General features: G+C 58.4%; 18 protein-coding genes. 11 read left to right on the top strand and 7 right to left on the bottom strand.

Annotation, left to right across the window (positions count from 1 at the left end):
- Positions 1–68: 68 nt before the first annotated feature.
- The 7 genes from mrcB (at position 69) to fhuB (ending at position 11,968) form a co-directional block, all read left to right on the top strand.
- Complete coding sequence (mrcB, locus tag QLG07_RS10190; protein ID WP_048914969.1) at positions 69–2,609, top strand: bifunctional glycosyl transferase/transpeptidase; 2,541 nt, start codon at positions 69–71, stop codon at positions 2,607–2,609.
- Between the two features lie 264 nt (positions 2,610–2,873).
- Positions 2,874–3,581 (top strand): phosphatase PAP2 family protein, encoded by a 708-nt coding sequence (locus QLG07_RS10185; protein ID WP_336225039.1) that lies wholly within the window; start codon positions 2,874–2,876, stop codon positions 3,579–3,581.
- 128 nt (positions 3,582–3,709) lie between these two features.
- The gene (fhuA, locus tag QLG07_RS10180; protein WP_282469153.1) at positions 3,710–5,875 is read left to right on the top strand and encodes a ferrichrome porin FhuA; all 2,166 of its coding nucleotides are present in this window, start codon (positions 3,710–3,712) and stop codon (positions 5,873–5,875) included.
- Positions 5,876–6,053: 178 nt separating this feature from the next.
- The gene (fhuA, locus tag QLG07_RS10175) at positions 6,054–8,255 is read left to right on the top strand and encodes a ferrichrome porin FhuA (protein ID WP_282469152.1); all 2,202 of its coding nucleotides are present in this window, start codon (positions 6,054–6,056) and stop codon (positions 8,253–8,255) included.
- Positions 8,256–8,303: 48 nt separating this feature from the next.
- Positions 8,304–9,098, top strand: a complete 795-nt coding sequence (fhuC, locus tag QLG07_RS10170; RefSeq protein ID WP_048914976.1) for a Fe3+-hydroxamate ABC transporter ATP-binding protein FhuC — start codon at positions 8,304–8,306, stop codon at positions 9,096–9,098.
- 15 nt (positions 9,099–9,113) lie between these two features.
- A complete protein-coding gene (gene fhuD, locus QLG07_RS10165) occupies positions 9,114–9,992 on the top strand; it encodes a Fe(3+)-hydroxamate ABC transporter substrate-binding protein FhuD (RefSeq protein WP_282469209.1) in 879 nt (292 codons plus the stop codon).
- Positions 9,992–11,968: a Fe(3+)-hydroxamate ABC transporter permease FhuB gene (gene fhuB, locus QLG07_RS10160; protein ID WP_282469151.1), complete on the top strand. Its 1,977-nt coding sequence runs from the start codon at positions 9,992–9,994 to the stop codon at positions 11,966–11,968. Before fhuD ends, fhuB begins: the two co-directional genes overlap by 1 nt.
- Positions 11,969–12,068: 100 nt before the next feature.
- Here the strand turns inward: fhuB and hemL are convergent, their stop codons facing one another.
- A complete protein-coding gene (gene hemL / locus QLG07_RS10155; RefSeq protein WP_048914979.1) occupies positions 12,069–13,349 on the bottom strand; it encodes a glutamate-1-semialdehyde 2,1-aminomutase in 1,281 nt (426 codons plus the stop codon).
- Between the two features lie 169 nt (positions 13,350–13,518).
- Here hemL and clcA point away from each other — a divergent pair, with 169 nt between their 5' ends.
- Positions 13,519–14,934: a H(+)/Cl(-) exchange transporter ClcA gene (clcA, locus tag QLG07_RS10150; protein ID WP_282469150.1), complete on the top strand. Its 1,416-nt coding sequence runs from the start codon at positions 13,519–13,521 to the stop codon at positions 14,932–14,934.
- Between the two features lie 96 nt (positions 14,935–15,030).
- The gene (gene erpA / locus QLG07_RS10145; protein ID WP_048914981.1) at positions 15,031–15,375 is read left to right on the top strand and encodes an iron-sulfur cluster insertion protein ErpA; all 345 of its coding nucleotides are present in this window, start codon (positions 15,031–15,033) and stop codon (positions 15,373–15,375) included.
- 56 nt (positions 15,376–15,431) lie between these two features.
- Here erpA and QLG07_RS10140 read toward each other — a convergent pair whose 3' ends face one another.
- The 3 genes from QLG07_RS10140 to mtnN form a co-directional block, all read right to left on the bottom strand.
- Positions 15,432–15,680, bottom strand: a complete 249-nt coding sequence (locus QLG07_RS10140) for a hypothetical protein (RefSeq protein WP_048914982.1) — start codon at positions 15,678–15,680, stop codon at positions 15,432–15,434.
- A gap of 118 nt (positions 15,681–15,798) precedes the next feature.
- Positions 15,799–16,626 carry a vitamin B12 ABC transporter substrate-binding protein BtuF gene (gene btuF, locus QLG07_RS10135; RefSeq protein ID WP_282469149.1) on the bottom strand — a complete coding sequence of 276 codons (828 nt, stop codon included), beginning with the start codon at positions 16,624–16,626 and terminating at the stop codon, positions 15,799–15,801.
- Positions 16,619–17,317: a 5'-methylthioadenosine/S-adenosylhomocysteine nucleosidase gene (mtnN, locus tag QLG07_RS10130; RefSeq protein WP_187497551.1), complete on the bottom strand. Its 699-nt coding sequence runs from the start codon at positions 17,315–17,317 to the stop codon at positions 16,619–16,621. The genes btuF and mtnN overlap by 8 nt, the downstream gene beginning before the upstream one ends.
- A 119-nt stretch (positions 17,318–17,436) precedes the next feature.
- Between mtnN and dgt the strand changes: the two genes are divergently transcribed.
- Both dgt and degP read left to right on the top strand, forming a co-directional pair.
- Entirely contained in the window at positions 17,437–18,942 is a 1,506-nt protein-coding gene (gene dgt / locus QLG07_RS10125; RefSeq protein WP_282469148.1) for a dGTPase, read from the top strand.
- Positions 18,943–19,082: 140 nt separating this feature from the next.
- Positions 19,083–20,525 carry a serine endoprotease DegP gene (gene degP, locus QLG07_RS10120; protein WP_048914986.1) on the top strand — a complete coding sequence of 481 codons (1,443 nt, stop codon included), beginning with the start codon at positions 19,083–19,085 and terminating at the stop codon, positions 20,523–20,525.
- A gap of 203 nt (positions 20,526–20,728) precedes the next feature.
- Here the strand turns inward: degP and QLG07_RS10115 are convergent, their stop codons facing one another.
- The 3 genes from QLG07_RS10115 to glnD all read right to left on the bottom strand — a co-directional run bounded on the left by QLG07_RS10115 (position 20,729) and on the right by glnD (position 24,932).
- Positions 20,729–21,121 (bottom strand): DUF3461 family protein, encoded by a 393-nt coding sequence (locus QLG07_RS10115; RefSeq protein WP_048914987.1) that lies wholly within the window; start codon positions 21,119–21,121, stop codon positions 20,729–20,731.
- Between the two features lie 232 nt (positions 21,122–21,353).
- Complete coding sequence (dapD, locus tag QLG07_RS10110) at positions 21,354–22,178, bottom strand: 2,3,4,5-tetrahydropyridine-2,6-dicarboxylate N-succinyltransferase (protein WP_048914988.1); 825 nt, start codon at positions 22,176–22,178, stop codon at positions 21,354–21,356.
- A gap of 96 nt (positions 22,179–22,274) precedes the next feature.
- Positions 22,275–24,932 (bottom strand): bifunctional uridylyltransferase/uridylyl-removing protein GlnD, encoded by a 2,658-nt coding sequence (gene glnD, locus QLG07_RS10105; protein ID WP_048914989.1) that lies wholly within the window; start codon positions 24,930–24,932, stop codon positions 22,275–22,277.
- Positions 24,933–24,945 lie beyond the last annotated feature (13 nt).

Raw genomic sequence — 24,945 nt, 5'->3', positions numbered from 1 at the left:
CCGTAACGGCCCCTGTGCGACGAGAGTAGTCGGCCTGGCCGACGCGTGCCCCTGGAGAAATGAAACACATGTCTGACGATCGCGAACCTATCGGGCGTAAAGGAAAGCAGCCCAAGCCGCCGCGTAACAAAGCGGGGCGAGGTCGCCGCAGGGAAGAGGAAGAATATGATGAGTATGACGATCAGGATGATGACCTGGATGACGAGGAGGTAACCCCGGTGCCACGTAAAGGAAAAGGACGCTCACCGCGTAAGAAAAGAGGCTGGATTGGCTTACTGATTAAGCTGTTCCTGCTGTTTGCCGTGGTGATGGCAATCTATGGTGTCTATCTTGACTCCCAGATCCGCAGCCGCATTGACGGCAAAGTCTGGCAGCTGCCGGCGACGGTTTATGGCCGCATGGTCAGCCTCGAGCCGGGTATGTCGTACAACAAGAAAGAGATGATCGCCCTGCTGGAAGGCACGCAGTATCGCGAAGTGACGCGTATGACGCGGCCCGGTGAATTTACCGTGCAGGGTAATAGCATTGAGATGATCCGCCGCCCGTTTGATTTCCCCGACAGCAAAGAGGGGCAGATCCGCGCGCGCCTGAGCTTTAGCGGCGACCAGCTGAGCGACATCAAAAATCTCGACAGCGGCCGCAGCTTTGGCTTCTTCCGCCTCGATCCGCGGCTGATCACTATGCTGCAGTCGCCGAACGGCGAACAGCGCCTGTTTGTGCCGCGTGCCGGCTTCCCTGACCTGCTGGTGGACACGCTGGTGGCAACGGAAGACCGCCACTTCTATCAGCATGACGGCATCAGCTTCTACTCGATTGGCCGTGCTTTCCTCGCCAACATCACCGCCGGGCGTGCGGTGCAGGGCGGCAGTACGCTGACCCAGCAGCTGGTGAAGAACCTGTTCCTGACCAACGAGCGCTCGCTGTGGCGTAAAGCCAACGAAGCCTATATGGCGCTGATCATGGATGCGCGCTATAGCAAGGACCGCATCCTGGAGCTGTATCTGAATGAGGTGTACCTCGGACAGGCCGGTAACGATCAGATCCGCGGCTTCCCGCTGGCCAGCCTCTACTACTTTGGCCGCCCGGTGGACGAGCTGAGCCTCGACCAGCAGGCGCTTTTGGTGGGGATGGTAAAAGGCGCTTCGCTCTATAACCCATGGCGTAATCCGAAGCTGGCGCTGGAGCGCCGCAACCTGGTGCTGCGCCTGCTGCAGCAGCAGAAGGTGATCGACCAGGAGCTGTACGACATGCTGAGCGCCCGCCCGCTGGGTGTGCAGCCGAAAGGGGGGGTGATCACGCCGCAGCCGGCCTTTATGCAGATGGTGCGTAATGAGCTGCAGGCGAAGCTCGGGGATAAAATTAAAGATCTCTCCGGGGTGAAAATCTTCACCACCCTTGACCCGGTGTCACAGGATGCGGCCGAGAAGTCGGTGGAAGAGGGGATGCCGGCGCTGCGTAAACAGCGTGGCCTGAACGATCTGGAAACTGCCATGGTGATTGTTGACCGCTTCAGCGGTGAAGTGCGTGCCATGGTTGGCGGTGCCGATCCGCAGTTTGCCGGTTACAACCGTGCCCTGCAGGCGCGCCGTTCGATTGGTTCCCTGGCAAAACCAGCGACTTATCTGACCGCCCTCAGCCAGCCGGATACCTATCGCCTGAATACCTGGATTGCCGATAACCCGATTGCGCTGAAGCAGCCGAATGGCCAGGTATGGAAACCGCAGAACGACGATCGTCGATTCAGCGGCCAGGTGATGCTGGTGGATGCGCTAACCCGCTCAATGAACGTGCCAACGGTTAACCTTGGCATGACGCTGGGGCTGCCGCAGGTGGTGGATACCTGGACCAAACTGGGCGTGCCGAAAGACCAGCTGAACCCGGTACCTGCGATGCTGCTGGGGGCGCTTAACCTGACCCCGGTTGAAGTGGCGCAGGCGTTCCAGACTATTGCCAGCGGCGGCAGCCGTGCACCGCTCTCTGCGGTGCGCTCGGTGATTGCCGAAGATGGTAGCGTGCTGTATCAGAGTTTCCCACAGGCAGAACGTGCGGTACCTGCTCAGGCCGCCTACCTGACGCTTTACACCATGCAGCAGGTGGTCGATCACGGTACGGCGCGCGCGCTGGGTGCCAAATATCCTCGCGCCAGCCTGGCGGGTAAAACCGGTACCACCAACAACCTGGTGGACAGCTGGTTTGCCGGTATTGATGGCAAAGAGGTGGCGATCACCTGGATTGGCCGTGATAACAACCAGCCGACCAAGGTCTATGGCTCAAGCGGTGCCATGCAGCTCTACCTGCGCTATCTGGCTAACCAGGCGCCGATGCCGCTGCAGCTGACGCCGCCGGAAGATATCGCGCCGATGAGCGTTGATTCTGCCGGCAACTTTGTCTGCGGCAGTGCCAGCAGCAGCTGGCGCACCCTGCCGGTCTGGACCACCGATGCTGAGGCGCTGTGTCAGCAACAGCAGCAGCAAATTCAGCAACAGCAGCAGATGTTGCAGCAGCAGAACAGCCAGCAGCAACCGCAGCAGGGTCAGCCGCAGCAGCAAAATGAGCAGAAGGACAGCGATGGCGTAGCGGGCTGGATTAAAGATATGTTCGGCAAGTAACAGCGATTGTTGATTGTAAAAAAAGCCGGGGAACCGGCTTTTTTTATGTCTGTTATTCAGAGTTTGTGTCGAACAGGGACTGTTTTAGTTAATTGATTAAGTTACTGTTTTTGATTTTGAGTGCCAAAAACATCCAAATAGATTTAATAAAAAATAAAATGAGATCTGCATATCTTTTTTTGCATTGCCTTTCAGTGAGGATAAGCCTGCTTTTACTCATAAAAAGGAATTTCAATGAAACTTAATGCGTTATATTCCAGCCTGATGTTAGGCGGTGCTTTACTCACCGCACTCTGCGCACAGGCGGACAACACCAGCGTTACCCCTTTCCACACCGCAGCTCAGGCCGTCGACAGCCAGTACTACCTGCCACCACCGCCCAAAGAGGGCAGCTCCGCTTACTCCTATGACAAGGCGGCTTATGAAAAAGGCTACGCGATGAAAGGCTCACCGCGCTGGCAGCAAGCCACTCAGGATGCCAACCTGCACGTCGAGAATATCGCCAAAATCTTCTCGCCCGTGCTGGGGGTCACCATCAGTGCCAGTGAAACCCCTGCAACCTGGAACATGCTGCAAAATCTGCTGATCCTCGGCGGTGCTTACGCGCCGGACGGGGCGAAAAATTACTATATGCGCACCCGTCCTTTTGTGGTGTTCAACCATCACACCTGCCAGCCCGCCGATGAACCGGCGCTGCGTAAAAATGGCTCTTACCCCTCCGGCCACACCACCTACGGCACGCTGCTGGCGCTGGTGCTGTCGCAGGCCAAACCCGAGCGGGCGAAGGAGCTGGCGGAACGCGCGTGGGAATTTGGGCAGAGCCGGGTGATTTGTGGCGCGCACTGGCAAAGTGATGTCAATGCCGGGCGTTACGTGGGGGCGGTCGAGTATGCTCGTCTGCAAACTGTTCCCGCCTTTCTCGAGCAGGAAAAACAGGTCAAAGCTGAGCTGAATGCTGGCTCCGGCCAGTAATCTGCGTGCAGTAAAGTCAGCAAAGCGGCTCAGGGTAGCCGCTTTTTTGATCAACCTTTCTTTCGCTTCATCCTGCATTATCTGCCCGACATGGGTCGTCCCATGGATAAAGGAGGAGCGAAACGACAATGAATGTTTATGCGGTTTCCAGAACCGTCGGCCGTTACTTTCCTCTGTTGCTGGCCGCAAACTGCTTTGCCACCACCCCGACACTGACCGTCAATGCCGATGATGCGCCGCCCCAGGAAGATGCCTGGGGCCCTGCCGCAACCCTGGCCGCAAAACGCAGTGCCAGCGGCAGTAAAACCGATACGGCGCTGGAGAAAATCCCGCAGTCGGTTTCGGTGGTGACCGCTGCAGAGCTGCAGCGCATGCAGCCACAGTCGGTCAAAGAAGCCCTCAGCTACACCCCAGGTGTGACGGTGAACGCCAGCGGCAGTGCCAATCTGTTTGATAATGTCGCGATCCGCGGCTTTGGTGGGCAGCAAAATATTAACGAGTATCTGGACGGCATCAAATTGCAGGGCGACAGTTATTCACTGGCCGCCATTGACCCTTACATGCTGGAGCGCGTTGAAGTCCTGCACGGGCCTGCCTCAGTGCTGTATGGCAAGAGCAGCCCCGGCGGGCTGATTGCGCTGGTGAGCAAACAGCCGCTGGGAGAGCGCCTGCGCGAGATCCAGTTTCAGATGGGTAACCAGAATCTGTATGAGACCGGCTTCGATTTTAGCGATATTGTCGATGATGACCCGCGCTATAGCTGGCGGTTGACCGGGCTGGCCCGCAGTAACGACGCGCAGCAGGTGAATGCGCGCGAGAAGCGCTATGCGGTTGCGCCTTCCTTTCGCTGGCAGCCAAATGCGCACACCAGCCTGACGCTGTTAACCCAATTTCAGCATGAACCCGAGTCAGGGTATAACGGCTGGCTGCCCCGTCAGGGCACGGTGGACCCGTTTGTCACTGCGGATGGTAAGCAGCATAAACTGTCGACCCGCTTTAGCGATGGCGAGCGCAGCGGGCGCTATCAGCATACGCAGAACCTGGCTGGCTATCGCCTGATACACGATCTCAGCGACAGCTGGCAGGTGCGGCAGAATATGCGCTATATGCATCTGGACTCGCACAGCACCGGCTTCAACGGCATAGGTTATATTGCGCCGCAGACCCTGATGCGCTCTTCAGCGCATTTTGACGAGCGGCTGAGCAATATTGATGTCGATACCCAGATGGAAGGGAAATTAGCCAGCGGTCCGCTGGATCATCGCCTGCTGTTTGGCATCGACTATATGCATATGCGCGATGATATTAACGGATTTTACGGTCTCGCCAATCCGCTTGATCTGCTCAACCCGCAATATGGCGATGACACCATCCCGGAATTTGGGAGGATGCCGCAAAAAACGCTGGATCGCCAGCAGCAAACCGGGATCTACGCGCAGGATCAGGCGCAGTGGCGACGGTGGGTGGTGACGTTAGGCGGACGTTATGACTGGGCAATGACCTCAGCCTTTGACAGAGTTGCGCGCAGCACCAACCGTCGTCACGATAAGCAGTTTAGCTGGCGCGGCGGCGTGAATTATCTGTTTGATAACGGTATTGCACCTTACTTCAGCTTCAGCGAGTCTTTTCAACCGACATCCGGCACCGATGTCCATCATCAGACCTTTTCACCTTCACGCGGCAAGCAGTATGAGCTCGGCCTGAAGTTTGTGCCGCAGGATCGCCCGATTGTGCTGACAGCGGCGCTGTTTCAGCTGGTGAAAAATAAAAATCTGGTGGTGGATACCAGCGTCGGTGCCGGAATGGGGATGGGGTCTTTCAGCAAGCAGGCGGGTAAAACGCGATCGCGCGGCCTGGAGCTTGAGGCTAAAGCGGCGGTAAACCTCAACCTCAATTTGAGCGCCTCCTATACCTTTACTGACGTGCGCTACGCTCGAGACGGCAGCGAGCAGTCAGACCGCCGCCCGTATCAGATACCCGCCAATATGGCCTCTTTATGGGCTGACTATACCTTCCACCAGACGGCGTTGAGCGGCCTGACGCTGGGCAGCGGCGTGCGTTATGTCGGCAGCAGCTGGGGCGATACGGCCAACAGCTTCAAGGTTAAACCCTACACGCTGGTGGATGCGGTAATGCGCTACGATCTGGCGCGTGTTGGCTTACCGGGTTCAAATGTAGCGTTAAATATTAATAACTTACTCGATCGTCATTATGTGGCAAGCTGCATGTCTGGCTATGCCTGCTACTGGGGTCGAGACCGCCGTATCATCGCAACCATCACCTTCCGCTATTAAATCATTCCTGACCTTGCGCAAAATTCCGCGTGCCGCTGACGGGTAAACTCTGCCCGCAGCCGCGCCGGGCGTGGCTTTTCCCTTGCGAAAGCTGCTTCGTTTCGCATATTATCCGAGCGTTATAATAATAATTATCGTTTCGTTTCACATTCAACAATCCTTGTTCAGAGAAAGCTCAATGGCCAACACGCGCAATTTTTCCACTGATTTCAATACCGTAAAGACGGCGAAACGCCAGCTGGCAGTCTTGGTTGCCTTGTCCCTGACCAGCGGCGCTGCCTTTGCCGCTGACGACACCATTACCGTAAACGCTAATGCCAGCAGCGCGCCGCAGGAGAGTCCGTGGGGGCCAGCGCCAACCATCGCCGCTAAAACCAGCGCCACCGCTACCAAAACTGCGACGCCAATTGAGAAAAACCCACAGTCGGTTTCCGTGGTCACCAGCCAGGAGATGCAGACGCATCAGCCGCTGTCGGTGAAAGAAGCGCTGGGCTACACCACCGGCGTAATGGTGGGCAACCGCGGTGCCTCCAACGTGATTGATGCGCTCTCTATTCGCGGCTTTAGCGAAACCAATACCAACCAGTATCTGAACGGCCTGAAATTGCAGGGTGATAACTACTCTGAATTTGCCATTGACCCTTACTTCCTTGAGCGCGTCGAGCTGATGCGCGGACCGACCTCGGTGCTGTACGGAAAAAGTAACCCGGGCGGTATCGTGGCAATGGTCAGCAAGCGGCCAACCACGGAGACCCTGCGTGAAGTGCAGTTCCAGATGGGTAGCGATAACCTGTTTTCCACCGGCTTTGACTTCGGCGGTGCGCTGGATGATAACGAAGCGTTTTCTTACCGCCTGACCGGCCTGGCGCGCAGCGCCGATGCGCAGCAGCAGATGAACAAAGAGAAGCGCTACACCATTGCGCCATCGTTTAGCTGGCAGCCGGATGAAAACACCCATTTCACCTTCCTGAGCTATTTCCAGAACGAGCCGGAAACCGGCTACTACGGCTGGCTGCCGCGTGAAGGCACGGTAGTGCCCATTACCGATGCCAACGGCAATCAGCATAAGCTGCCAACCGATTTTGATGAGGGTGAAGCGAGCAATAAAATCTCGCGCAACACCAAAATGGTGGGCTACAGCTTTGACCACGCGTTCAACGATACCTGGACCGTGCGCCAGAACCTGCGTTACGCACAGATGCGTACTGATTACCTCAGCATCTATGGCAACGGCCTGAATACGGCAAACAACACTATCGATCGCGGTTACGCACATTCGCAGGAAAAGCTGAACCAGTTTGCCGTGGATACCCAGGCACAGGCGAAGTTTGCTACCGCGCAGCTGGACCATACGCTGCTGATGGGCGTGGATTACCAGCGTTCGCGTAACGATATCGATGCCATTTTTGGTTCAGCCACTCCTCTCGACGCGCTGAACCCGGTATATGGCAATGATCAAATGGTGGGAGCGGGCTTCCCGTACCAGTATCTTAACAAACAGGAACAGACCGGTCTGTATGCGCAGGATCAGATGGAGTGGGACCGCTGGGTGTTGACGCTGGGCGGGCGCTACGATTACCTCACCATGTCCGCCTTTGACCGTAACGGCAGCGAGAATAAAACCCACGACCAGGCCTTCACCTGGCGCGGCGGCGTTAACTACGTCTTCGATAACGGCATTGCCCCTTACTTCAGCTACAGCGAGTCATTTATCCCGAATACCGGCACCACGCTCGGCGGCGAAACTTTCCAGCCATCGCGCGCCAAACAGTATGAAGCCGGGGTGAAATACGTACCGAAAGATCGCCCGATTGTGCTGACCGGGGCGATCTACCAGTTGACCAAAAACAACAATCTGATGGGTGACCCGGCCGCACCGCTTTTCAGCGTACAGGGGGGCGAAATCCGCTCACGCGGCTTTGAATTTGAAGCCAAGGCCGCCGTCAATGCCAACGTCAACGTCACGGCTTCATACAGCTATACCGATGCGGAATACACCGAAGACAACTATCTGCGTGGTAAAACCCCGGTGCAGGTGCCGAAGCATATGGCGTCACTGTGGGGTGATTACACCTTCCACGAAACGGCGCTCTCCGGCCTGACGCTGGGTACCGGTCTGCGTTACGTCGGTGAGAGCAAAGGTCTGTATCGGCCAACCGACGTTAACAATGCTAATCAGAACTTCGACGTCGCGGGCTATACGCTGGTGGATGCGGTCGTGAAATACGATCTGGCACGCTTTGGCCTGCCGGGTTCATCGGTGGGGGTTAACGTCAATAACCTGTTTGACCGCGAGTATGTGGCCAGCTGCTACCGCGAGCACGCCTGCTACTGGGGCGCGGAACGTCAGATTGTGGGTACCGCCACCTTCCGTTTCTAACTCTCTCATCGGGCGCGGTACGCTGCGCCCGCCAATCAGAAGAAAACCATGCCACATCAGTCTGCTACAGAAACCACCTTCACCCTGGATAACGTCAGCTTTGCCGTACCGGGCAGAACCCTGTTACAGCCCTTGTCGCTGGCCTTTCCCGCCGGAAAAGTGTGTGGCCTGATCGGCCATAACGGCTCCGGAAAATCGACGCTGTTAAAAATGCTCGGTCGCCACCATGCGGCATCAGCAGGGCAGGTGCGACTTAACCAGCAGCCGCTCGACAGCTGGAGCAGCAAAGCCTTTGCCCGCGAAGTGGCGTATCTGCCGCAGCAGCTTCCCGCTGCGGAAGGGATGACGGTACGCGAGCTGGTGGCGATTGGACGTTATCCGTGGCACGGCGCGCTAGGGCGCTATGGCGCGGAGGATCGTCAGCGTGTTGATGAAGCGATTGCGCTGGTCGGCCTGAAACCGTTGGCCAGCCGTCTGGTCGACAGTCTCTCCGGCGGCGAGCGTCAGCGCGCATGGATTGCCATGCTGGTTGCGCAGAACAGCCGCTGTCTGCTGCTGGATGAACCGACCTCGGCACTGGACATCGCCCATCAGGTTGACGTGCTGGCGCTGATCCAGCGTCTCAGCCGTGAACGGGGCCTGACGGTGATCGCGGTGCTGCACGATCTCAATATGGCGGCCCGCTACTGCGATCATATGGTGGCGCTGCGCCACGGTGAGATGATCGCCCAGGGCGAGCCGCAGGCGATCATGCAGGGTGACGTGCTGGGGGAGATTTATGGTATCCCGATGGGTATTTTACCGCACCCGAATGGCGGCGCGCCGGTGAGTTTTGTTTACTAAGGATTGGATGTTGTGATGCCGGATATTTCGCGTCGCCGTCTGCTGACGGCACTGGCCTGTTCCCCGCTGCTGGCCCAGCTTCCCCGCTCTGCATATGCTGCTGATGAGCAGCGCATTATTGCGCTGGAGTGGCTACCGCTTGAACTGCTGATGGCGCTTGGCGTGACGCCCACTGGCGCGTCTGAACTGCACGGTTATCGCAACTGGGTGGGGGAGCCGGTCCTGCCGCCGTCGGTGGTGGATGTGGGGCTGCGTAGCGAACCGAACCTTGAACTAATCACTCAGCTGAAGCCCTCGCTGATCCTCTTTTCACAAGGTTATGGCCCGGATCCGACACGTTTTCAGCGCATCGCGCCGGGCATGGGCTTCACCTTTAACGACGGTAACGGCAAGCCGCTGACCAGCGCCCGTCAGTCGCTGATGGCGCTGGCGCAGCGCATCAACCGCGTGCCGCAGGCTGAAGCCCATCTGGCCGCACTGGATGCACTGATCGCGCGCGTGAAGGCCCGCCTGGCCCGCCGCCAGCAGCGGCCGCTGCTGCTGATGTCTATTCTCGACCCGCGTCATGCGATTGTCTTCACCGCCAACGGCCTGTTCCAGCAGGTGATGGATGCGCTGGGGCTGGTGAATGCATGGCAGGGTGAGACCACCTTTTGGGGAAGTGCGGTGATTGGAATTGAACGACTGGCAGATCAGCACGATGTTGAGGCGATCTGCTTCGAGCACGGCAATGCAAATTTGATGAAACAGGTGACCGCCTCCGACCTGTGGCGTTCGATGCCCTTTGTGCGCGCGCAGCGCTTCACCGAAGTGCCGCGCGTCTGGTTCTATGGCGCGACGCTCTCGGCGATGCAGCTGCTCTATACGCTTGACCGCGTGCTGGGAGGGGAGTGATGCGCCAGTACCGTTTACCGATCGCGCTGCTGCTGCTGCTGTTTATCGCCGCGCTGGCGCTGACGCTCACCAACCTGCAACACCAGCTGCCTGCCGAACAGTGGCTGACGGCGCTGCGCGCGCCGGATATGAACAGTATCGAGCAGATGGTATTCCACTACAGCCTGCTGCCGCGCCTGTCGCTGTCGCTGCTGGCCGGCGCCGGGCTGGGGCTGGTGGGGCTGCTGTTCCAGCAGGTGCTGCGCAATCCGCTGGCGGAACCGGCGACGCTGGGCGTGGCGAGCGGGGCGCAATTGGGCATTACCGTGGTGACGCTGTGGAGCGTGCCGGGCGGCATGCTGACGCAGCAGCTGGCGGCGACCTTTGGTGCCATCGCGGTTGGCGTGGTGGTGTTTGGCGTGGCGTGGGGCAAACGGATGTCGCCGGTAACGCTGATCCTCGCCGGGCTGGTGCTGTCTCTCTACTGCGGCGCGGTGAATCAGATCTTCGCTATCTTCAATCATGACCAGCTGCAAAACATGTTTCTGTGGAGCACCGGATCGCTGAACCAGATGGACTGGAGCAACGTCGAGTTCCTCTGGCCGCGCCTGCTGGGCGGTGTCCTGCTGACGCTGCTGCTGCTGCGCCCGATGACCCTGATGGGGCTGGACGACGGCGTGGCGAAAAATCTTGGCCTGGGGATTTCGCTGGCGCGCTTTGCGGTGCTGGCGCTGGCTATCCTGATCAGTGCCTCGCTGGTTAATGCCACCGGGATTATCGGCTTTATCGGCCTTTTCTCGCCGCTGCTGGCGAAAATGCTCGGCTTCCGCCGTCTGATTGGTCGCCTGCTGGTGGCGCCGCTGATTGGTGCGCTGCTGCTGTGGCTGGCGGACCAGAGCGTGCTGTGGCTGGCGGATAAAATGGGCGAGATCTCCACCGGCACGGTGACGGCGGTGATCGGGGCGCCGCTGCTGCTGTGGCTATTGCCGCGCCTGCGCACCGCTTCGCTGCCGCCGGCGATGAATCAGGGTGATAACGTTCCTGCCGAGCGCCACCGCGTGCTGTGGTGGGCGCTGCTGGGCGGCGGCGTACTGCTGCTGCTGAGTGCGGTGGCGCTGAGCTTTGGCCGCGACGCGCACGGCTGGGTGTGGGCGAGCGGGGACCTGTGGCATCAGCTGCTGCCGTGGCGCGGGCCGCGTATGCTGGCGGCGCTGGCCACCGGGATGATGCTGGGCGTGGCGGGCTGCGTGGTGCAGCGCCTGACCGGTAACCCAATGGCCAGCCCGGAAGTGCTGGGCATCAGCTCTGGCGCGGCGTTTGGCGTGGTGATTATGCTGTTTATCGTGCCGGGTGATGCCTTTGGCTGGCTGCTGCCGGCCGGTAGCCTCGGCGCGGCGGTGACGCTGCTGATTATCTCGATTGCCGCCGGACGCGGCGGTTTCTCCCCCGAGCGCATGCTGCTGGCCGGGATGGCGTTGAGCACGGCGTTTGCCACGCTGCTGATGCTGCTGCTGGCGAGCGGCGACCCGCGGATGGCTGGCCTGCTGACGTGGATTTCCGGTTCGACCTATCAAATCGATGCGCTGCAGGCGAAGCGAACGCTGATCATTGCCGCCATCCTGCTGGCGCTGGTGCCGCTGTGCCGCCGCTGGCTGACCATTCTGCCGCTTGGCGGGGCGACGGCACGCGCTGTCGGCGTGGCGCTGACGCCCTCGCGCCTGGCGCTGCTGCTGCTGGCGGCCTGCCTGACGGCAGCGGCCACGCTGACTATCGGTCCGCTGAGTTTCGTCGGCCTGATGGCCCCGCATATTGCGCGCATGCTCGGCTTCCGCCGGGCGCTGCCGCAGCAGGTGATGGCGGCGCTGTTGGGAGGTGGACTGATGGTGGCGGCAGACTGGTGCGGAAGGATGCTCTCCTTCCCGGATCAGATCCCGGCCGGATTGCTGGCGACCTTTATCGGCGCGCCTTACTTTATCTATCTGTTGCGCAAGGTATAAAAAAAGGTCAGGCATGCCTGACCTTCTCGGATGTTGTCCGGGCGGCGCATGCCCCGCCCGGAGATTACCGTTTGAGCCCAGCGGCCCATGGCATGGTGGTTTACAGTTTCGCGAAGCTACGACGTGCCGCGTCGATGGTGCGCTGAATATCTTCCGGGCTGTGCGCCAGCGACATAAAGCCGGCCTCAAATGCGGACGGGGCCAGATAAACTCCCTCCTCCAGCATCAGATGGAAGAAACGCTTAAAGCGCTCAACGTCGCACTGCTGCACGTCGGCATAATGAGTCACGCTGTCGGCGTCGGTGAAGAACAGGCCGAACATGCCGCCAACGTGGTTAATCACCAGCGGGACATTCTCCTCTTTCGCTGCCGCCAGCAGGCCGTCAGCCAACCGGGTGGTCAGCTCGGTCAGGGTTTGATGCGTACCGGTGCGCGCCACTTCGGTCAGACAGGCGAAGCCTGCGGCCATGGCGATCGGGTTGCCGGACAGCGTACCCGCCTGGTAAACCGGGCCGCCAGGCGCCAGCGCTTCCATCACTTCACGACGGCCGCCAAAGGCACCTACCGGCATGCCGCCGCCGATGATTTTGCCGAGGCAGGTCAGGTCCGGCTCCACGCCGTAATAAGCCTGCGCCCCCGCCAGCGCTACGCGGAAGCCGGTCATGACTTCATCGATGATCAGCAGCGCACCAAACTCATCGCACAGCGCACGCAGGCCCGGCAGGAACTCCGGCAGCGGCGGAATGCAGTTCATGTTGCCGGCGACCGGCTCAACGATGATGCAGGCCACTTCCTGCGGATACTGCTCAAAGGCCGCGCGTACGGAGTCGAGGTCGTTGTAAGTGCAGGTCAGCGTATGTTTGGCAAAGTCCGCCGGCACGCCAGGGGAGTTAGGCTGGCCGAGAGTCAGGGCGCCGGAACCCGCCTTTACCAGCAGGCAGTCAGCGTGGCCGTGGTAGCAGCCTTCGAACTTGATGATTTTATCGCGATGGGTAAAGCCGCGCGCCAGACGAATCGCACTCATGGTGGCTTCAGTCCCGGAGTTCACCATGCGCACCATATCCATGGTCGGCACCAGCTCGGTGACCAGCGCCGCCATTTTCACTTCCATCTCGGTGGGAGCGCCGAAGCTCAGGCCGCGTTCAGCCGCTTCAATCACCGCGTTGCGGATGGCGGGGTGGTTGTGCCCCAGTACCATCGGGCCCCAGGAGCCGACATAGTCGATATAGGCTTTACCGTCTGCATCGAACAGATAAGCCCCGTCAGCGCGTTCGATAAACAGCGGTACGCCACCCACGCCGTTAAAGGCTCGCACTGGCGAGTTGACGCCGCCGGGAATTAACTGCTGCGCCTGAGCGTACAGGTTTTCAGACTTACTCATGGAACCGCTCCTGATCATTCATTAAAAAACCCGTCTATTCTAAGGTAACTTCGCGAGTCAGCCAAAGGCTGTTGCTGATTCTGACACGATTAGAGAGAAATTAAGCGCGGGCTTTACTGGCGAGAACAGGTAAGATATTGACCAATCTTTACAATAAAATGAATGGCCTATGACTCAGCACTCCACCTCAACTGATGATTTGCACGTGGTGCCTGCCCGGCGCGGCGATTTTCTGCGCCTGCTGCTGCGGCGCGATAAAACGCCGCTGGCGGTGCTGGTGATGGCCGGAATTGCCGGAACGCTGACCGGCCTGGTCGGCGTTGGCTTTGAACACGCGGTGAACTGGATTATCGGCCAGCGCGTCGGGATGCTGGCGTCATTCAGCCAGCATCCGCTGGTGATGTACCCGCTGGCGTTTATCATTTCCGCCCTGCTGGCGGCGGTTGGCTATGGTCTGGTGCGCGCGTTCGCCCCTGAAGCCGCAGGTTCCGGGATCCCGGAAATCGAAGGTGCGCTGGAGGAGCTGCGCCCGGTGCGCTGGTGGCGGGTTATTCCGGTGAAGTTTATCGGCGGGATGGGGACGCTCGGCGCCGGGATGGTGCTGGGCCGGGAAGGCCCGACGGTGCAGTTGGGTGGCAATATCGGCCGTATGCTGCTGGATATCTTCCGCATGAAGAGTACCGAAGCGCGGCACTCGCTGCTGGCGACGGGGGCGGCGGCGGGGCTGTCGGCGGCGTTTAACGCACCGCTGGCCGGTATCCTGTTTATTATCGAAGAGATGCGCCTGCAGTTTCGCTATAGCCTGATCTCGATTAAGGCGGTGTTTATCGGGGTGATTATGTCGAGCATCGTGTTCCGGGTGTTTAACGGCGACCGGGCGGTGATCGAAGTGGGGCGGCTGTCGGATGCGCCGGTGAATACGCTGTGGCTCTACCTGCTGCTGGGGATGGTCATTGGCGTGGTGGGCGTGACGTTTAATCAGCTGATCTTTCGCATTCAGGATCTGTTTCAACGCCTGCACGGTGGCAGGATGAGTAAGGTGCTGCTGATCGGGGCGCTGCTGGCGGGCATCTGCGGCGTGCTGGGGCTGGTCATGCCTGCGGCTTCCGGCGGCGGCTCCGGGCTGATCCCGCTGGTGGCGGCAGGAAATTACACCGCCGGAACGCTGCTGTTTATTTTTATCATTCGTCTGGCGACCACGCTGCTCTGTTTCTGCTCCGGGGCGCCCGGCGGGATTTTTGCCCCGATGCTGGCGCTCGGCACGGTGCTTGGCACGGCGTTTGGCCTTGTCAGCGCGGCCCTGCTGCCGGAGTATCACTTGCAGGCGGCGACCTTCGCTATTGCCGGAATGGGGGCGCTATTTGCTGCGTCGGTGCGCGCACCGCTGACCGGCATTGTGCTGGTGCTGGAGATGACGGACAACTACCAGCTGATCCTGCCGATGATTATTACCTGCCTGGGGGCGACGCTGCTGGCGCAGTTTCTTGGCGGCCAGCCCTTGTATTCCTCCCTGCTTGCCCGCACTCTGGCTAAGCAGCAGAAACAGGAAGCGGCCGATGCCACCGCACAGGGTGGTACAGCCTGAGCTTGATTGCTCTACCCGTGTGTAAGATAATGACAACAATTATGGTCGATTTGTGACCTGTCAGGCACCCGGCCTGAAAGCATACTGGAGTATCACATGAGCGACGATGTAGCACTGCCCCTGCAATTTACCGATGCGGCGGCCAGTAAAGTCAAAAACCTGATTTCCGATGAGGACAACCCGGAGCTGAAACTGCGTGTGTATATCACCGGCGGTGGCTGCAGCGGTTTCCAGTACGGATTTACCTTTGACGACAAGATTAACGACGGTGACATGACGATTGAGAAATCGGGCGTGGCGCTGGTGGTGGACCCGATGAGCCTGCAATATCTGGTGGGCGGTTCGGTGGATTACACCGAAGGGCTGGAGGGTTCACGCTTTATCGTGACCAACCCCAATGCGAAAACCACCTGTGGTTGTGGTTCTTCCTTCAGCATCTGATCCCGCTTAAAAAAAAAGCCTCCCATCCGGGAGGCTTTTTTTTACATTCGATAATTTTACCATTCGACGGTAACTAACCTTACTTTCTGAGCCGCACTGTCCTCAACAACGTTTTGCGTAATTTTCGGCTGGGCATCAGGCTGTACTCCACAGGCAATATCCGGCTGGCGGCTGGCAGAAACAGCGCTGCCATCGACGCGGCACTGCGTGTAGATGGTTAATTTCACGCCAATGCTGCCGGTTGTTGAAGCGGCAAAGGCATGACCCGTCATCATCAGCCCGAGAGCCAGATAAACGGATTTCATATGACGATTTCCTGGTGGTCTAAACCGGGGAATTAACTCAAAGCAATAAAACGGGCGGCGGATTATGTACGGATTTCGCTGCCTCGTTATTTAGTTAACGGCCAATATTGCCGGATCTTTAATCACGCATAGCGGTGATTTTTCGTTCTCCGGGCTTGCCGGCTAGTGACAGCTGGCTGCACAGTTTTTGCGCAGCCAGAATCATACGCGGTCCGGCGCGGCTTAGCCAGTCATCATTGATAGCAATCACCGTTGCCGCAAGCTGCGGGCGCCAGAACTGCGCCACCTGCTGCGCCTGTGCCTCATCGCCGGGGATGACAATTGCCCGCGGCTGGCGGACTAAAACCTGTTCGCGGCTGACCTGCGGCCACGGCACTCGTGCATCGGCAAAGATATTCTCCCCGCCGCACAGCTGCAGTACTTCATTTTGCAAAGTATGGCCCGCTGCCGTAAACAGCGGTCGCATGCCAAACTGCATGAAAACCGGCTTTGGCTGCTGCCGGGCATAGCGCAGGCGTAGATCGGCAAACTGCTGCTGCAGGCGATCTGCCGCCTGTTCGGCCTGCTGTGGCTGCGGGCTGTAAACCGACAGCTGGCGCAGGCTGGAGACCAGCTCAGCGATAGAGTCCGGCGCCAGCCACACCACCTTTACCCCCAGCGACTGCAGCTGGTCAGCCTGGCGCTGCGGCGTGCCGCCGCGCCAGGCGAGCACCACGTCGGGCTTCAGCGCCAGCAGCCTCTCCGTATTGATCCCCTGCCAGTTTGCTACTTCGCGGATCTGCTGCGCCGCAGGCGGATAATCAGAGAATGCGCTGACGCCAACCGGGGTAATGCCCGCTGCAAAGGCCAGTTCGGTCAGGTTGGGGGCCAGCGTAACCACGCGCGGCGCTGCCGTGGCGGCACAGGCCAGCCACAGCAGCAGCAGGGGGAGAACGCGTTTAGCCACGAGCCAGCTGGGCCAGCAGGGTTTCCACCATTAATGAAGACTGCTTAGCGGCGACCACCAGGAACTCGTCAAAGCTGAGGTGGGATTCCTGATCGGCCACGTCAGAGATGGCGCGTACCACGACGAACGGCGTGTTGAACTGATGGCAGACGTGGGCGATGGCGGTCGCTTCCATTTCCACGGCCACCGCCTGTGGGAAGGTGCTGCGAATGCGTGCCAGCGGGGCAGCGCCGTTGATAAAGGCATCACCGCTCACCACCAGGCCGCGCACGGCGTTGAGGCCCAGCTGAGCAATGCACTGCTCTGCGGCGGCAATCAGCTTGTCGTCAGCTTTGAACGCCGCCGGGCAGCCGGCCATCTGGCCTGGCTCGTAACCGAAGGCGGTCACGTCGGCATCGTGATAGCGCACTTCGTCTGACACCACGATATCGCCCACTTTCAGCGTGGAGGCGAGACCACCGGCGGAACCGGTATTGATTACCACGTCCGGCTTGCACAGCTGCAGCAGCAGGGTAGTGCCAAGTGCGGCAGAGACTTTACCAATGCCGGATTTCAGCAGGGCCACGTCAACACCGTTCAGCGTTCCGGTATAAATTTCACAGCCCGCCAGGGTCAGAGTCTGACGGTTTTCAATTTTGTCACGCAGCAGCGTAACTTCCTGTTCCATCGCACCAATAATGCCTGCTTTCATAGGGATACCCGCTAAAATTGTAGAATTTGCCAATGATTTCGGCGCATAGTCTATCATGGCAGCATTACAGTGATAATCCGTCTGACGGTGATGCGTACCGTTAACCCGAGGGAACAGGCATGAGCGCGATAGACTTTCGCACGAAAATTAACTGGCAGCGTCGCTATCGTCCGTATCAGGGGCCGAAGGATGAGCATGAAATTCTGCGCATATTTGAGAGCGATCGCGGGCGGATTATCAACTCTGCGGCGATCCGCCGCCTGCAGCAGAAAACCCAGGTTTTCCCGCTGGAGCGCAATGCCGCCGTGCGAACCCGGCTGACGCATTCGCTTGAAGTGCAGCAGGTTGGGCGCTATATCGCCAAAGAGGTGCTGACGCGCCTGCAGGAGCAGGGCCAGCTGGCCGCGCTGGGGCTGGCGCAGCTGACCGCGCCGTTTGAAAGCATCGTCGAGATGGCCTGCCTGATGCACGATATCGGCAATCCGCCGTTTGGTCATTTCGGCGAGTCGGCGATCAACGACTGGTTCCGTCAGCAGCTGGATGCGGGCTGGCAGCCGGAGAGCCAGCGCCCCGACCGCTGTGTGCCCGAGGTGCTGCGTCACTGCGACGATGGGCTGAACGAGCTGCGTGCAAATATTCGTCAGGATTTGTCGCACTTCGAGGGCAATGCGCAGGCGATCCGCATGGTGCACACGCTGATGAAGATGAATCTGACCTGGGCGCAGGTGGGCTGCATTTTGAAATACACTCGCCCGGCCTGGCACAGCGGTCCGGTTCCGGACAGCCACAGCTATTTAATGAAAAAGCCCGGCTACTATCTGGCGGAAGAGGAGTATGTCAGCCGCCTGCGCGAGCAGCTGGATCTGCAGCCGCGCAGCCGTTTTCCGCTGACCTATATCATGGAAGCGGCCGACGATATCTCCTACTGCGTGGCGGATCTGGAAGATGCCGTGGAGAAAAAAATCTTCAGCGTTGAGCAGCTGTATGAACATCTGTCCCAGCTCTGGCCGAATCATCAGCAGGGCGATCTGTTTGCCACGGTGGTGACCACCGCGCTGGAGAAATCACGCAGCCGCCAGACCAACCTCAGTCGCGAGGATCAGTTCTTTATGTATCTGCGCGTCAATACTGTCGCGGAGCTCGTGCCGCACGCCGCCAGCCGTTTCATCGATCATCTGCCCGCGGTCTATCATGGCGATTTCAACGAGGCGCTGCTGGAAGATGGCAGTCCTCACAGCCTGCTGCTGGATATTTTCAAAAAAGTCGCCTTCCGCCACGTATTTAATCATCCGGAAGTTGAGCAGCTGGAATTGCAGGGGTATCGGGTTATCAGCGGCCTGCTGGATATATACCGCCCGCTGCTGCTGTTAACGCGTGAAGAATTTAGCGAGTTGAATGAGAAGGATTATCTGAAAGGGTATCCGATTGAAACGCGGCTGTTTCACAAACTCTCAACGCGTTTTCGCCTCGCCTACAGTGAAGCCGTGGAAAAACTGGATAAAACGCCAAACGAAGAGGCTATCTGGGAATACTATTATCGCGCGCGCCTGTTACAGGATTACATTAGCGGGATGACCGATCTGTACGCCTGGGATGAGTATCGGCGTCTGATGGCCGTGGAATAAGCTGTGCTGAGTTTTGTAAAGGGAGCCAATACTTTTTTACCTTTCCCTAATATTTAAACATGAACTTAGCGCTAAAAAGTTAATCTCATCATCACAACCACAGCAATGGTTATTTAACTGAATACTTGAGAATCCATCTAATGAAAAAAACCACGTTAGTATTAAGTGCCCTTGCCATGAGCATTGGGCTGGCAATGAGCCCGTTATCTGCCAGCGCTGCTGAAACCGCCTCATCTTCTACGCCCACTCAGCAGTTGCCAAGCCTGGCACCGATGCTGGAAAAAGTGATGCCGTCGGTGGTCAGTATCAATGTTGAAGGCAGCACCACGGTGCGCACGCAGCGTATGCCGCAGCAGTTCCAGCAGTTCTTCGGCGACAACTCGCCATTCTGTCAGGACGGTTCGCCGTTCCAGTCCTCACCAATGTGTCAGGGCGGCGGGGCGGAAGGCAACGGCGGAGCAGATACCCAGCAGCAGAAATTTAAAGCGCTCGGCTCTGGCGTAGTGATTGATGCCGCTAAAGGCTATGTGGTCACCAATAACCACGTGGTAGATAACGCCACCAAAATTCAGGTGCAGCTGAGCGACGGGCGTAAATTTGACGCCAAAGTGATTGGTAAAGATCCGCGTTCCGATATCGCACTGATTCAGCTGAAAGATGCCAAAGGTCTCACCGCGATTAAAATTGCCGATTCAGATGCGCTGCGCGTGGGTGACTACACCGTGGCGATCGGTAACCCGTACGGCCTGGGTGAAACGGTCACCTCGGGGATCGTCTCTGCGCTTGGCCGCAGCGGCCTGAATGTGGAAAACTACGAAAACTTTATCCAGACCGATGCGGCGATCAACCGCGGTAACTCCGGCGGTGCGCTGGTGAACCTGAACGGTGAGCTGATCGGGATTAATACCGCGATCCTGGCGCCAGACGGCGGCAACATCGGTATCGGCTTTGCTATCCCCAGTAACATGGTGAAAAACCTGACCGGTCAGATGGTTGAGTATGGCCAGGTGAAACGCGGCGAGCTGGGGATTATGGGCACCGAGCTGAACTCTGAGCTGGCGAAAGCGATGAAGGTCGACGCGCAGCGCGGTGCATTTGTCAGCCAGGTGCTGCCTAAATCTTCCGCTGCGGAAGCGGGCATTAAAGCCGGGGACGTGATCGTTTCTCTCAACAACAAGCCAATTTCCAGCTTTGCGGCGCTGCGTGCTGAAGTCGGCTCGCTGCCGGTTGGCACCAAAATGGAGCTGGGCCTGATCCGCGACGGTAAGCCGATGAAGGTTAACGTGGCGCTGCAGCAGAGCACCGCAGCCAAGGTCGATTCCGGTACTATCTACACCGGTATTGAAGGCGCTAACCTCAGCAACTACGATGCGAAGGGAACCAAAGGCGTGAAGGTGGATAGCGTGAAGGCCGGTTCTGCGGCGGCGCGCATCGGTCTGAAGAAAGACGATGTGATCCTGGGCGTTAACCAGCAGGCAATTGCTAATCTGGGTGAGCTGCGCAAAATCCTGGATACTAAGCCATCGGTACTGGCGCTGAATATTCAGCGTGGCGACAGCAGCATTTACCTGCTGATGCAGTAATTTATGTGGAAACGGGCCGATCGGAAAAGAGGATCGGCCCCTACGCAGGATTATTAATGTGAAAAAGGGCGGACCGAAAAAGAGGGTCCGCCCCTACACAGGATTATAAATGTGAAAAAGGGCGGACCGAAAAAGAGGGTCCGCCCTTACATTGGACTATAAACGTAAGGGGTGACATTTTGTCTGGTCACCCCTTATTTATTTTAACGACCGTTGCGGGTCAGTTTATCCAGGTCTGATTCAATTTCTGCGATCTTATTAGAAACAACGCTTTCCAGATGACGCAGGTCGTCGAGAATTTTACGTTTCAGATCGACTTCTACCTGATCGCGCTGGCAAATCTGATCCAGTTCGTCAATCACATAGCGCAGATTAGGGCTAATTTCCTGCACTTCTTTGTAACCCTGGCTGGCATTATCAGCCACCACAGTTTTACGCTGACGCGGATATTTAAATTTCACGCTCTTGGCAAAGAACTCGCCTTTGTCTTTGCGGAAATAGATTTTCAGGATGTCGTTGTTCGCTTCCTGACGCAGGCTGTAACGGTCGATATCTTCCGGCGTTGCAATGCCCAGACCTTTCAAATTATCGTACATAGCATTTTCCTTTAAGGAGACACTCGATCCAGATGCGATCAATGTAGTCGCTATCCGAAAAACGGAAAAGGATCGGTTAATTTAAGAACAGGATTTTTCTGGCGCGGATTATGGCTCAGATTGTGCGCAATAGCATCACTTGTTTCGCGGCGTGAAAGAGGTAGTTCGTAGAAGAAACGTAAAGTTAACGTTACAGGAGAGGGCGGGCCGCCGTGGCAGCCCGCAGACGAGATTAGTCGATGGTACGCAGCAGTTCGTTGATGCCGGTTTTGCCGAGGGTTTTGGCGTCAACCTTTTTCACAATCACCGCACAGTACAGGCTGTAGGTACCGTCTTTGGATGGCAGGTTGCCGGAAACCACTACTGAACCCGCCGGAACGCGACCGAAGTGGACTTCGCCGGTTTCGCGGTCAAAGATTTTGGTGCTCTGGCCGATATAAACGCCCATTGAGATCACCGAGCCTTCTTCCACGATCACGCCTTCTACGATCTCAGAACGGGCGCCGATAAAGCAGTTGTCTTCGATGATTGTCGGGTTGGCCTGCAGAGGCTCCAGTACACCACCGATGCCCACGCCGCCGGACAGGTGCACATTTTTACCAATCTGTGCACAGGAGCCCACGGTCGCCCAGGTATCCACCATCGAGCCTTCATCAACATAGGCACCAATGTTGACGTAAGAAGGCATCAGCACGGTGTTACGGGCGATAAATGCACCCTGACGCACGGCGGCAGGTGGCACCACGCGGAAGCCCTCTTTCTTAAAGCGCGCTTCGTCATAGTCGGCGAATTTCATCGGGACTTTGTCGTAGTAGCGGCTTTCAGCGCCTTCCATTACCTGATTGTCATTGATGCGGAAAGAGAGCAGCACCGCTTTCTTCAGCCACTGGTGAGTCACCCACTGACCGTCGATCTTCTCAGCCACGCGCAGGGCACCGCTGTCGAGCAGGGCAATAACCTGGTTAACCGCTTCACGGGTTACGGTATCCGCGTTGGCTGGGGTAATGTCCGCACGGCGCTCGAAAGCAGCCTCAATAACACTCTGTAACTGTTGCATAGTTAGTCTCTTCCTGGTTTTGCCGACGCATATTCAACGAAAACGATTCCGCTGCGGCAGAATCACGCGCTGGCACTGATAAAAAGTAAATCTGGGTCACACTTTATCGTTTGGATTAAGGGCCTCTGTCAACCGTTGTTGCAGCACTTCGCGCAAATCTGCGTCTAATGCCCGACGATCGCTGTTGGCGAGGATAAATAAATCCTCGACGCGTTCGCCGATGGTGCTGATGCGCGCGCCGTGCAGTGACACGTTTAAGTCGGCAAACACTTCGCCAACGCGTGCCAGTAACCCGGGCTGATCGAGCGCCACTAATTCCAGATACGTTCGTCTGTCAGTATGTGTGGGTAAGAAATTCACTGCGGTATCAACGCTAAAATGCTTCAACCTTGCCGACTGTCGGCGCATGCGCGGCGGCTGCCAGTGAGTTTGACAGATCGCCTGCTCCAGCGCCTGGCGGATCATCTCATGGCGATCCGGCGCCAGCGGGCTACCGTCCGGCTCCAGCACGATAAAGGTATCCATTGCCATGCCGTCGCGGCTGGTAAAGATCTGCGCATCGTGAACGCTGAGGTTACGGCGATCCAGCTCCCCGGCTACGGTGGCAAACAGGTAGGGACGATCCGGGCTCCAGATAAAGATCTCGGTGCCGCCGCGTGTCGCCTGCGGGCTGACGAGGATCAGCGGCTTGCTGAGGTCGTGATTCATCAGGTGGCGCGCATGCCAGGCCAGCTGGTTAGGCGTGTGGCGCAGGAAATAGTCCGCGCGGCAGCGGCCCCAGATACGGTGCAGGGCCTCTTCATCGATGTTGTCCATGCGCAGCAGCGCCAGCGCCTGCAGGCGGTGGTGGCGCACGCGCTCGCGCAGGTCGGGGCTGTTCTCCATGCCGCGCCGCAGCTGCTTCTCGGTGGCGAAGAACAGTTCGCGTATCAGGCTCTGCTTCCAGCTGTTCCACAGCGTTTCATTGGTGGCGCAGATATCCGCCACCGTCAGGCACACCAGGTAACGCAGGCGACTTTCGTTCTGCATCACTTCAGCGAACTGCTGGATCTCCGTCGGGTCCTGAATATCGCGGCGCTGGGCGGTCACCGACATCAGCAGGTGGTGGCGCACCAGCCAGGCAACCAGCTGGGTTTCGCGTGAATTCAGTCCGTGCATTTCGGCGAACTCCAGCGCGTCCTGCGCGCCGAGGATCGAGTGGTCACCGCCGCGCCCTTTGGCGATATCGTGGAACAGTGCCGCCATCAGCAGCAGCTCCAGCTGCGGCAGGCGTGGCCACAGCTCCACGCACAGCGGGTGGCGCGGGCGGGTGCGTTCGTCGGCAAAGCTTTCCAGCTTTTGCAGCACGCGAATGGTGTGCTCATCAACGGTATAAGCATGGAACAGGTCAAACTGCATCTGGCCAACAATGTTACTCCACTGCGGCATGTAGGCCCACAGCACGCTGTGGCGGTGCATTGGCACCAGTGCCCGGCTCACCGCGCCTGGGTGCCGCAGGATCGACAGGAACAGCTCGCGCGCCTGCGGGATGGTACAGAGCGGCTGCGTCAGATTGCGGCGCGCGTGGCGCAGGTGGCGCAGGGTCGTGGAGTAAATACCGGTAATTTTCGGCGTGCGCACCATCGCCCAGAACATGCGCATGATCGCTTCCGGCTGCCGGGCGAACAGGGTCTCATCCCGCAGGTCAATCAGGGTGCCGCGCAGCTGGAATTCCTCATCCATCGGCCGCGGTTTCTCGTCGGTGCCGAGCGCGAGGATAGCCTCATCAAACAGCTGCAGCAGCATCTGGTTGAGTTCACCGACGCGGCGCGTGACGCGGAAAAAGTCCTTCATCATGCGCTCGACCGGTTCGTTGACGTCACCCTGATAGTTAAGACGCTGGGCCACGTTGAGCTGGCGGTCAAACAGCAGGCGGTTGTCGTAGCGGGTGAGGGTGAGGTGCAGGGCGAAGCGGATACGCCACAGCATGCTCTGGCATTCGTTGAGTTCATTACGCTCGGCTTCGGTCAGGAAACCAAAGCCAACCATATCGTCAAGCGAAGTGGCGCCGAAGTGGCGGCGGGCGACCCACAGCAGCGTGTGGATATCACGCAGGCCACCGGGACTGCTTTTGATATCCGGCTCCAGGTTGTAGCTGGTGCCGTGGTAGCGCTGGTGGCGCTCCTGCTGCTCTTCGATTTTGGCAGCGAAGAAGCGGTCAGAAGGCCAGAAGCCATCGCTGAAAATGTTCTTCTGCAACTCGAGGAATAGCGCAAGGTCGCCGGTCAGCATGCGCGATTCAATCAGGTTGGTGGCGACGGTGAGGTCAGATAACCCCTCCAGCAGGCACTCTTCGAGGGTGCGCACGCTGTGGCCAACTTCCAGCTTCAGGTCCCACATCAGGGTTAGCAGATCGCTGGTGCGCTGGGCATCTTCGTCTGACAGCGGTTTGCGGCTGAGGATCAGTACGTCAATATCGGAGAGCGGGTGCAGCTCGCCACGGCCATAGCCGCCAACGGCGACCAGCGCGACGCCCTCTTTTTCCGGGAAGCCAAAGAAGCGCCACAGCCGCCGCAGCAGGCGGTCAATAAACAGGGTGCGCGCATCGATCAGGCTTTCCACGTCCTGCCCGGCGTCGAACGCGGCGGCCAGATGCTGCTGGAAAACATCAAGGTGATGCTTCAGCGTATCGCGATTTAGCTCGCGGTCTTCCCAGCGTCGTGGCGCTTTGGTGAGCTTTTTCAGGATGCTGGCTTCAGTTACATCTTTATTCATTTCACCGCCCCTA

This window comes from Erwinia sp. V90_4 (assembly GCF_029967685.1).
GTDB lineage: Bacteria > Pseudomonadota > Gammaproteobacteria > Enterobacterales > Enterobacteriaceae > Erwinia > Erwinia aphidicola.
This window is presented reverse-complemented; position numbering and strand designations above follow the sequence as displayed.

Bases quoted from the DNA above. Each gene is read 5' to 3' on its own strand.
- mrcB (WP_048914969.1), top strand. From the start codon at position 69: ATGTCTGACGATCGCGAACCTATCGGGCGTAAAGGAAAGCAGCCCAAG.
- QLG07_RS10185 (WP_336225039.1), top strand. From the start codon at position 2,874: ATGTTAGGCGGTGCTTTACTCACCGCACTCTGCGCACAGGCGGACAAC.
- fhuA (WP_282469153.1), top strand. From the start codon at position 3,710: ATGAATGTTTATGCGGTTTCCAGAACCGTCGGCCGTTACTTTCCTCTG.
- fhuA (WP_282469152.1), top strand. From the start codon at position 6,054: ATGGCCAACACGCGCAATTTTTCCACTGATTTCAATACCGTAAAGACG.
- fhuC (WP_048914976.1), top strand. From the start codon at position 8,304: ATGCCACATCAGTCTGCTACAGAAACCACCTTCACCCTGGATAACGTC.
- fhuD (WP_282469209.1), top strand. From the start codon at position 9,114: ATGCCGGATATTTCGCGTCGCCGTCTGCTGACGGCACTGGCCTGTTCC.
- fhuB (WP_282469151.1), top strand. From the start codon at position 9,992: ATGCGCCAGTACCGTTTACCGATCGCGCTGCTGCTGCTGCTGTTTATC.
- hemL (WP_048914979.1), bottom strand. From the start codon at position 13,349: ATGAGTAAGTCTGAAAACCTGTACGCTCAGGCGCAGCAGTTAATTCCC.
- clcA (WP_282469150.1), top strand. From the start codon at position 13,519: ATGACTCAGCACTCCACCTCAACTGATGATTTGCACGTGGTGCCTGCC.
- erpA (WP_048914981.1), top strand. From the start codon at position 15,031: ATGAGCGACGATGTAGCACTGCCCCTGCAATTTACCGATGCGGCGGCC.
- QLG07_RS10140 (WP_048914982.1), bottom strand. From the start codon at position 15,680: ATGAAATCCGTTTATCTGGCTCTCGGGCTGATGATGACGGGTCATGCC.
- mtnN (WP_187497551.1), bottom strand. From the start codon at position 17,317: ATGAAAGCAGGCATTATTGGTGCGATGGAACAGGAAGTTACGCTGCTG.
- dgt (WP_282469148.1), top strand. From the start codon at position 17,437: ATGAGCGCGATAGACTTTCGCACGAAAATTAACTGGCAGCGTCGCTAT.
- degP (WP_048914986.1), top strand. From the start codon at position 19,083: ATGAAAAAAACCACGTTAGTATTAAGTGCCCTTGCCATGAGCATTGGG.
- QLG07_RS10115 (WP_048914987.1), bottom strand. From the start codon at position 21,121: ATGTACGATAATTTGAAAGGTCTGGGCATTGCAACGCCGGAAGATATC.
- dapD (WP_048914988.1), bottom strand. From the start codon at position 22,178: ATGCAACAGTTACAGAGTGTTATTGAGGCTGCTTTCGAGCGCCGTGCG.
- glnD (WP_048914989.1), bottom strand. From the start codon at position 24,932: ATGAATAAAGATGTAACTGAAGCCAGCATCCTGAAAAAGCTCACCAAA.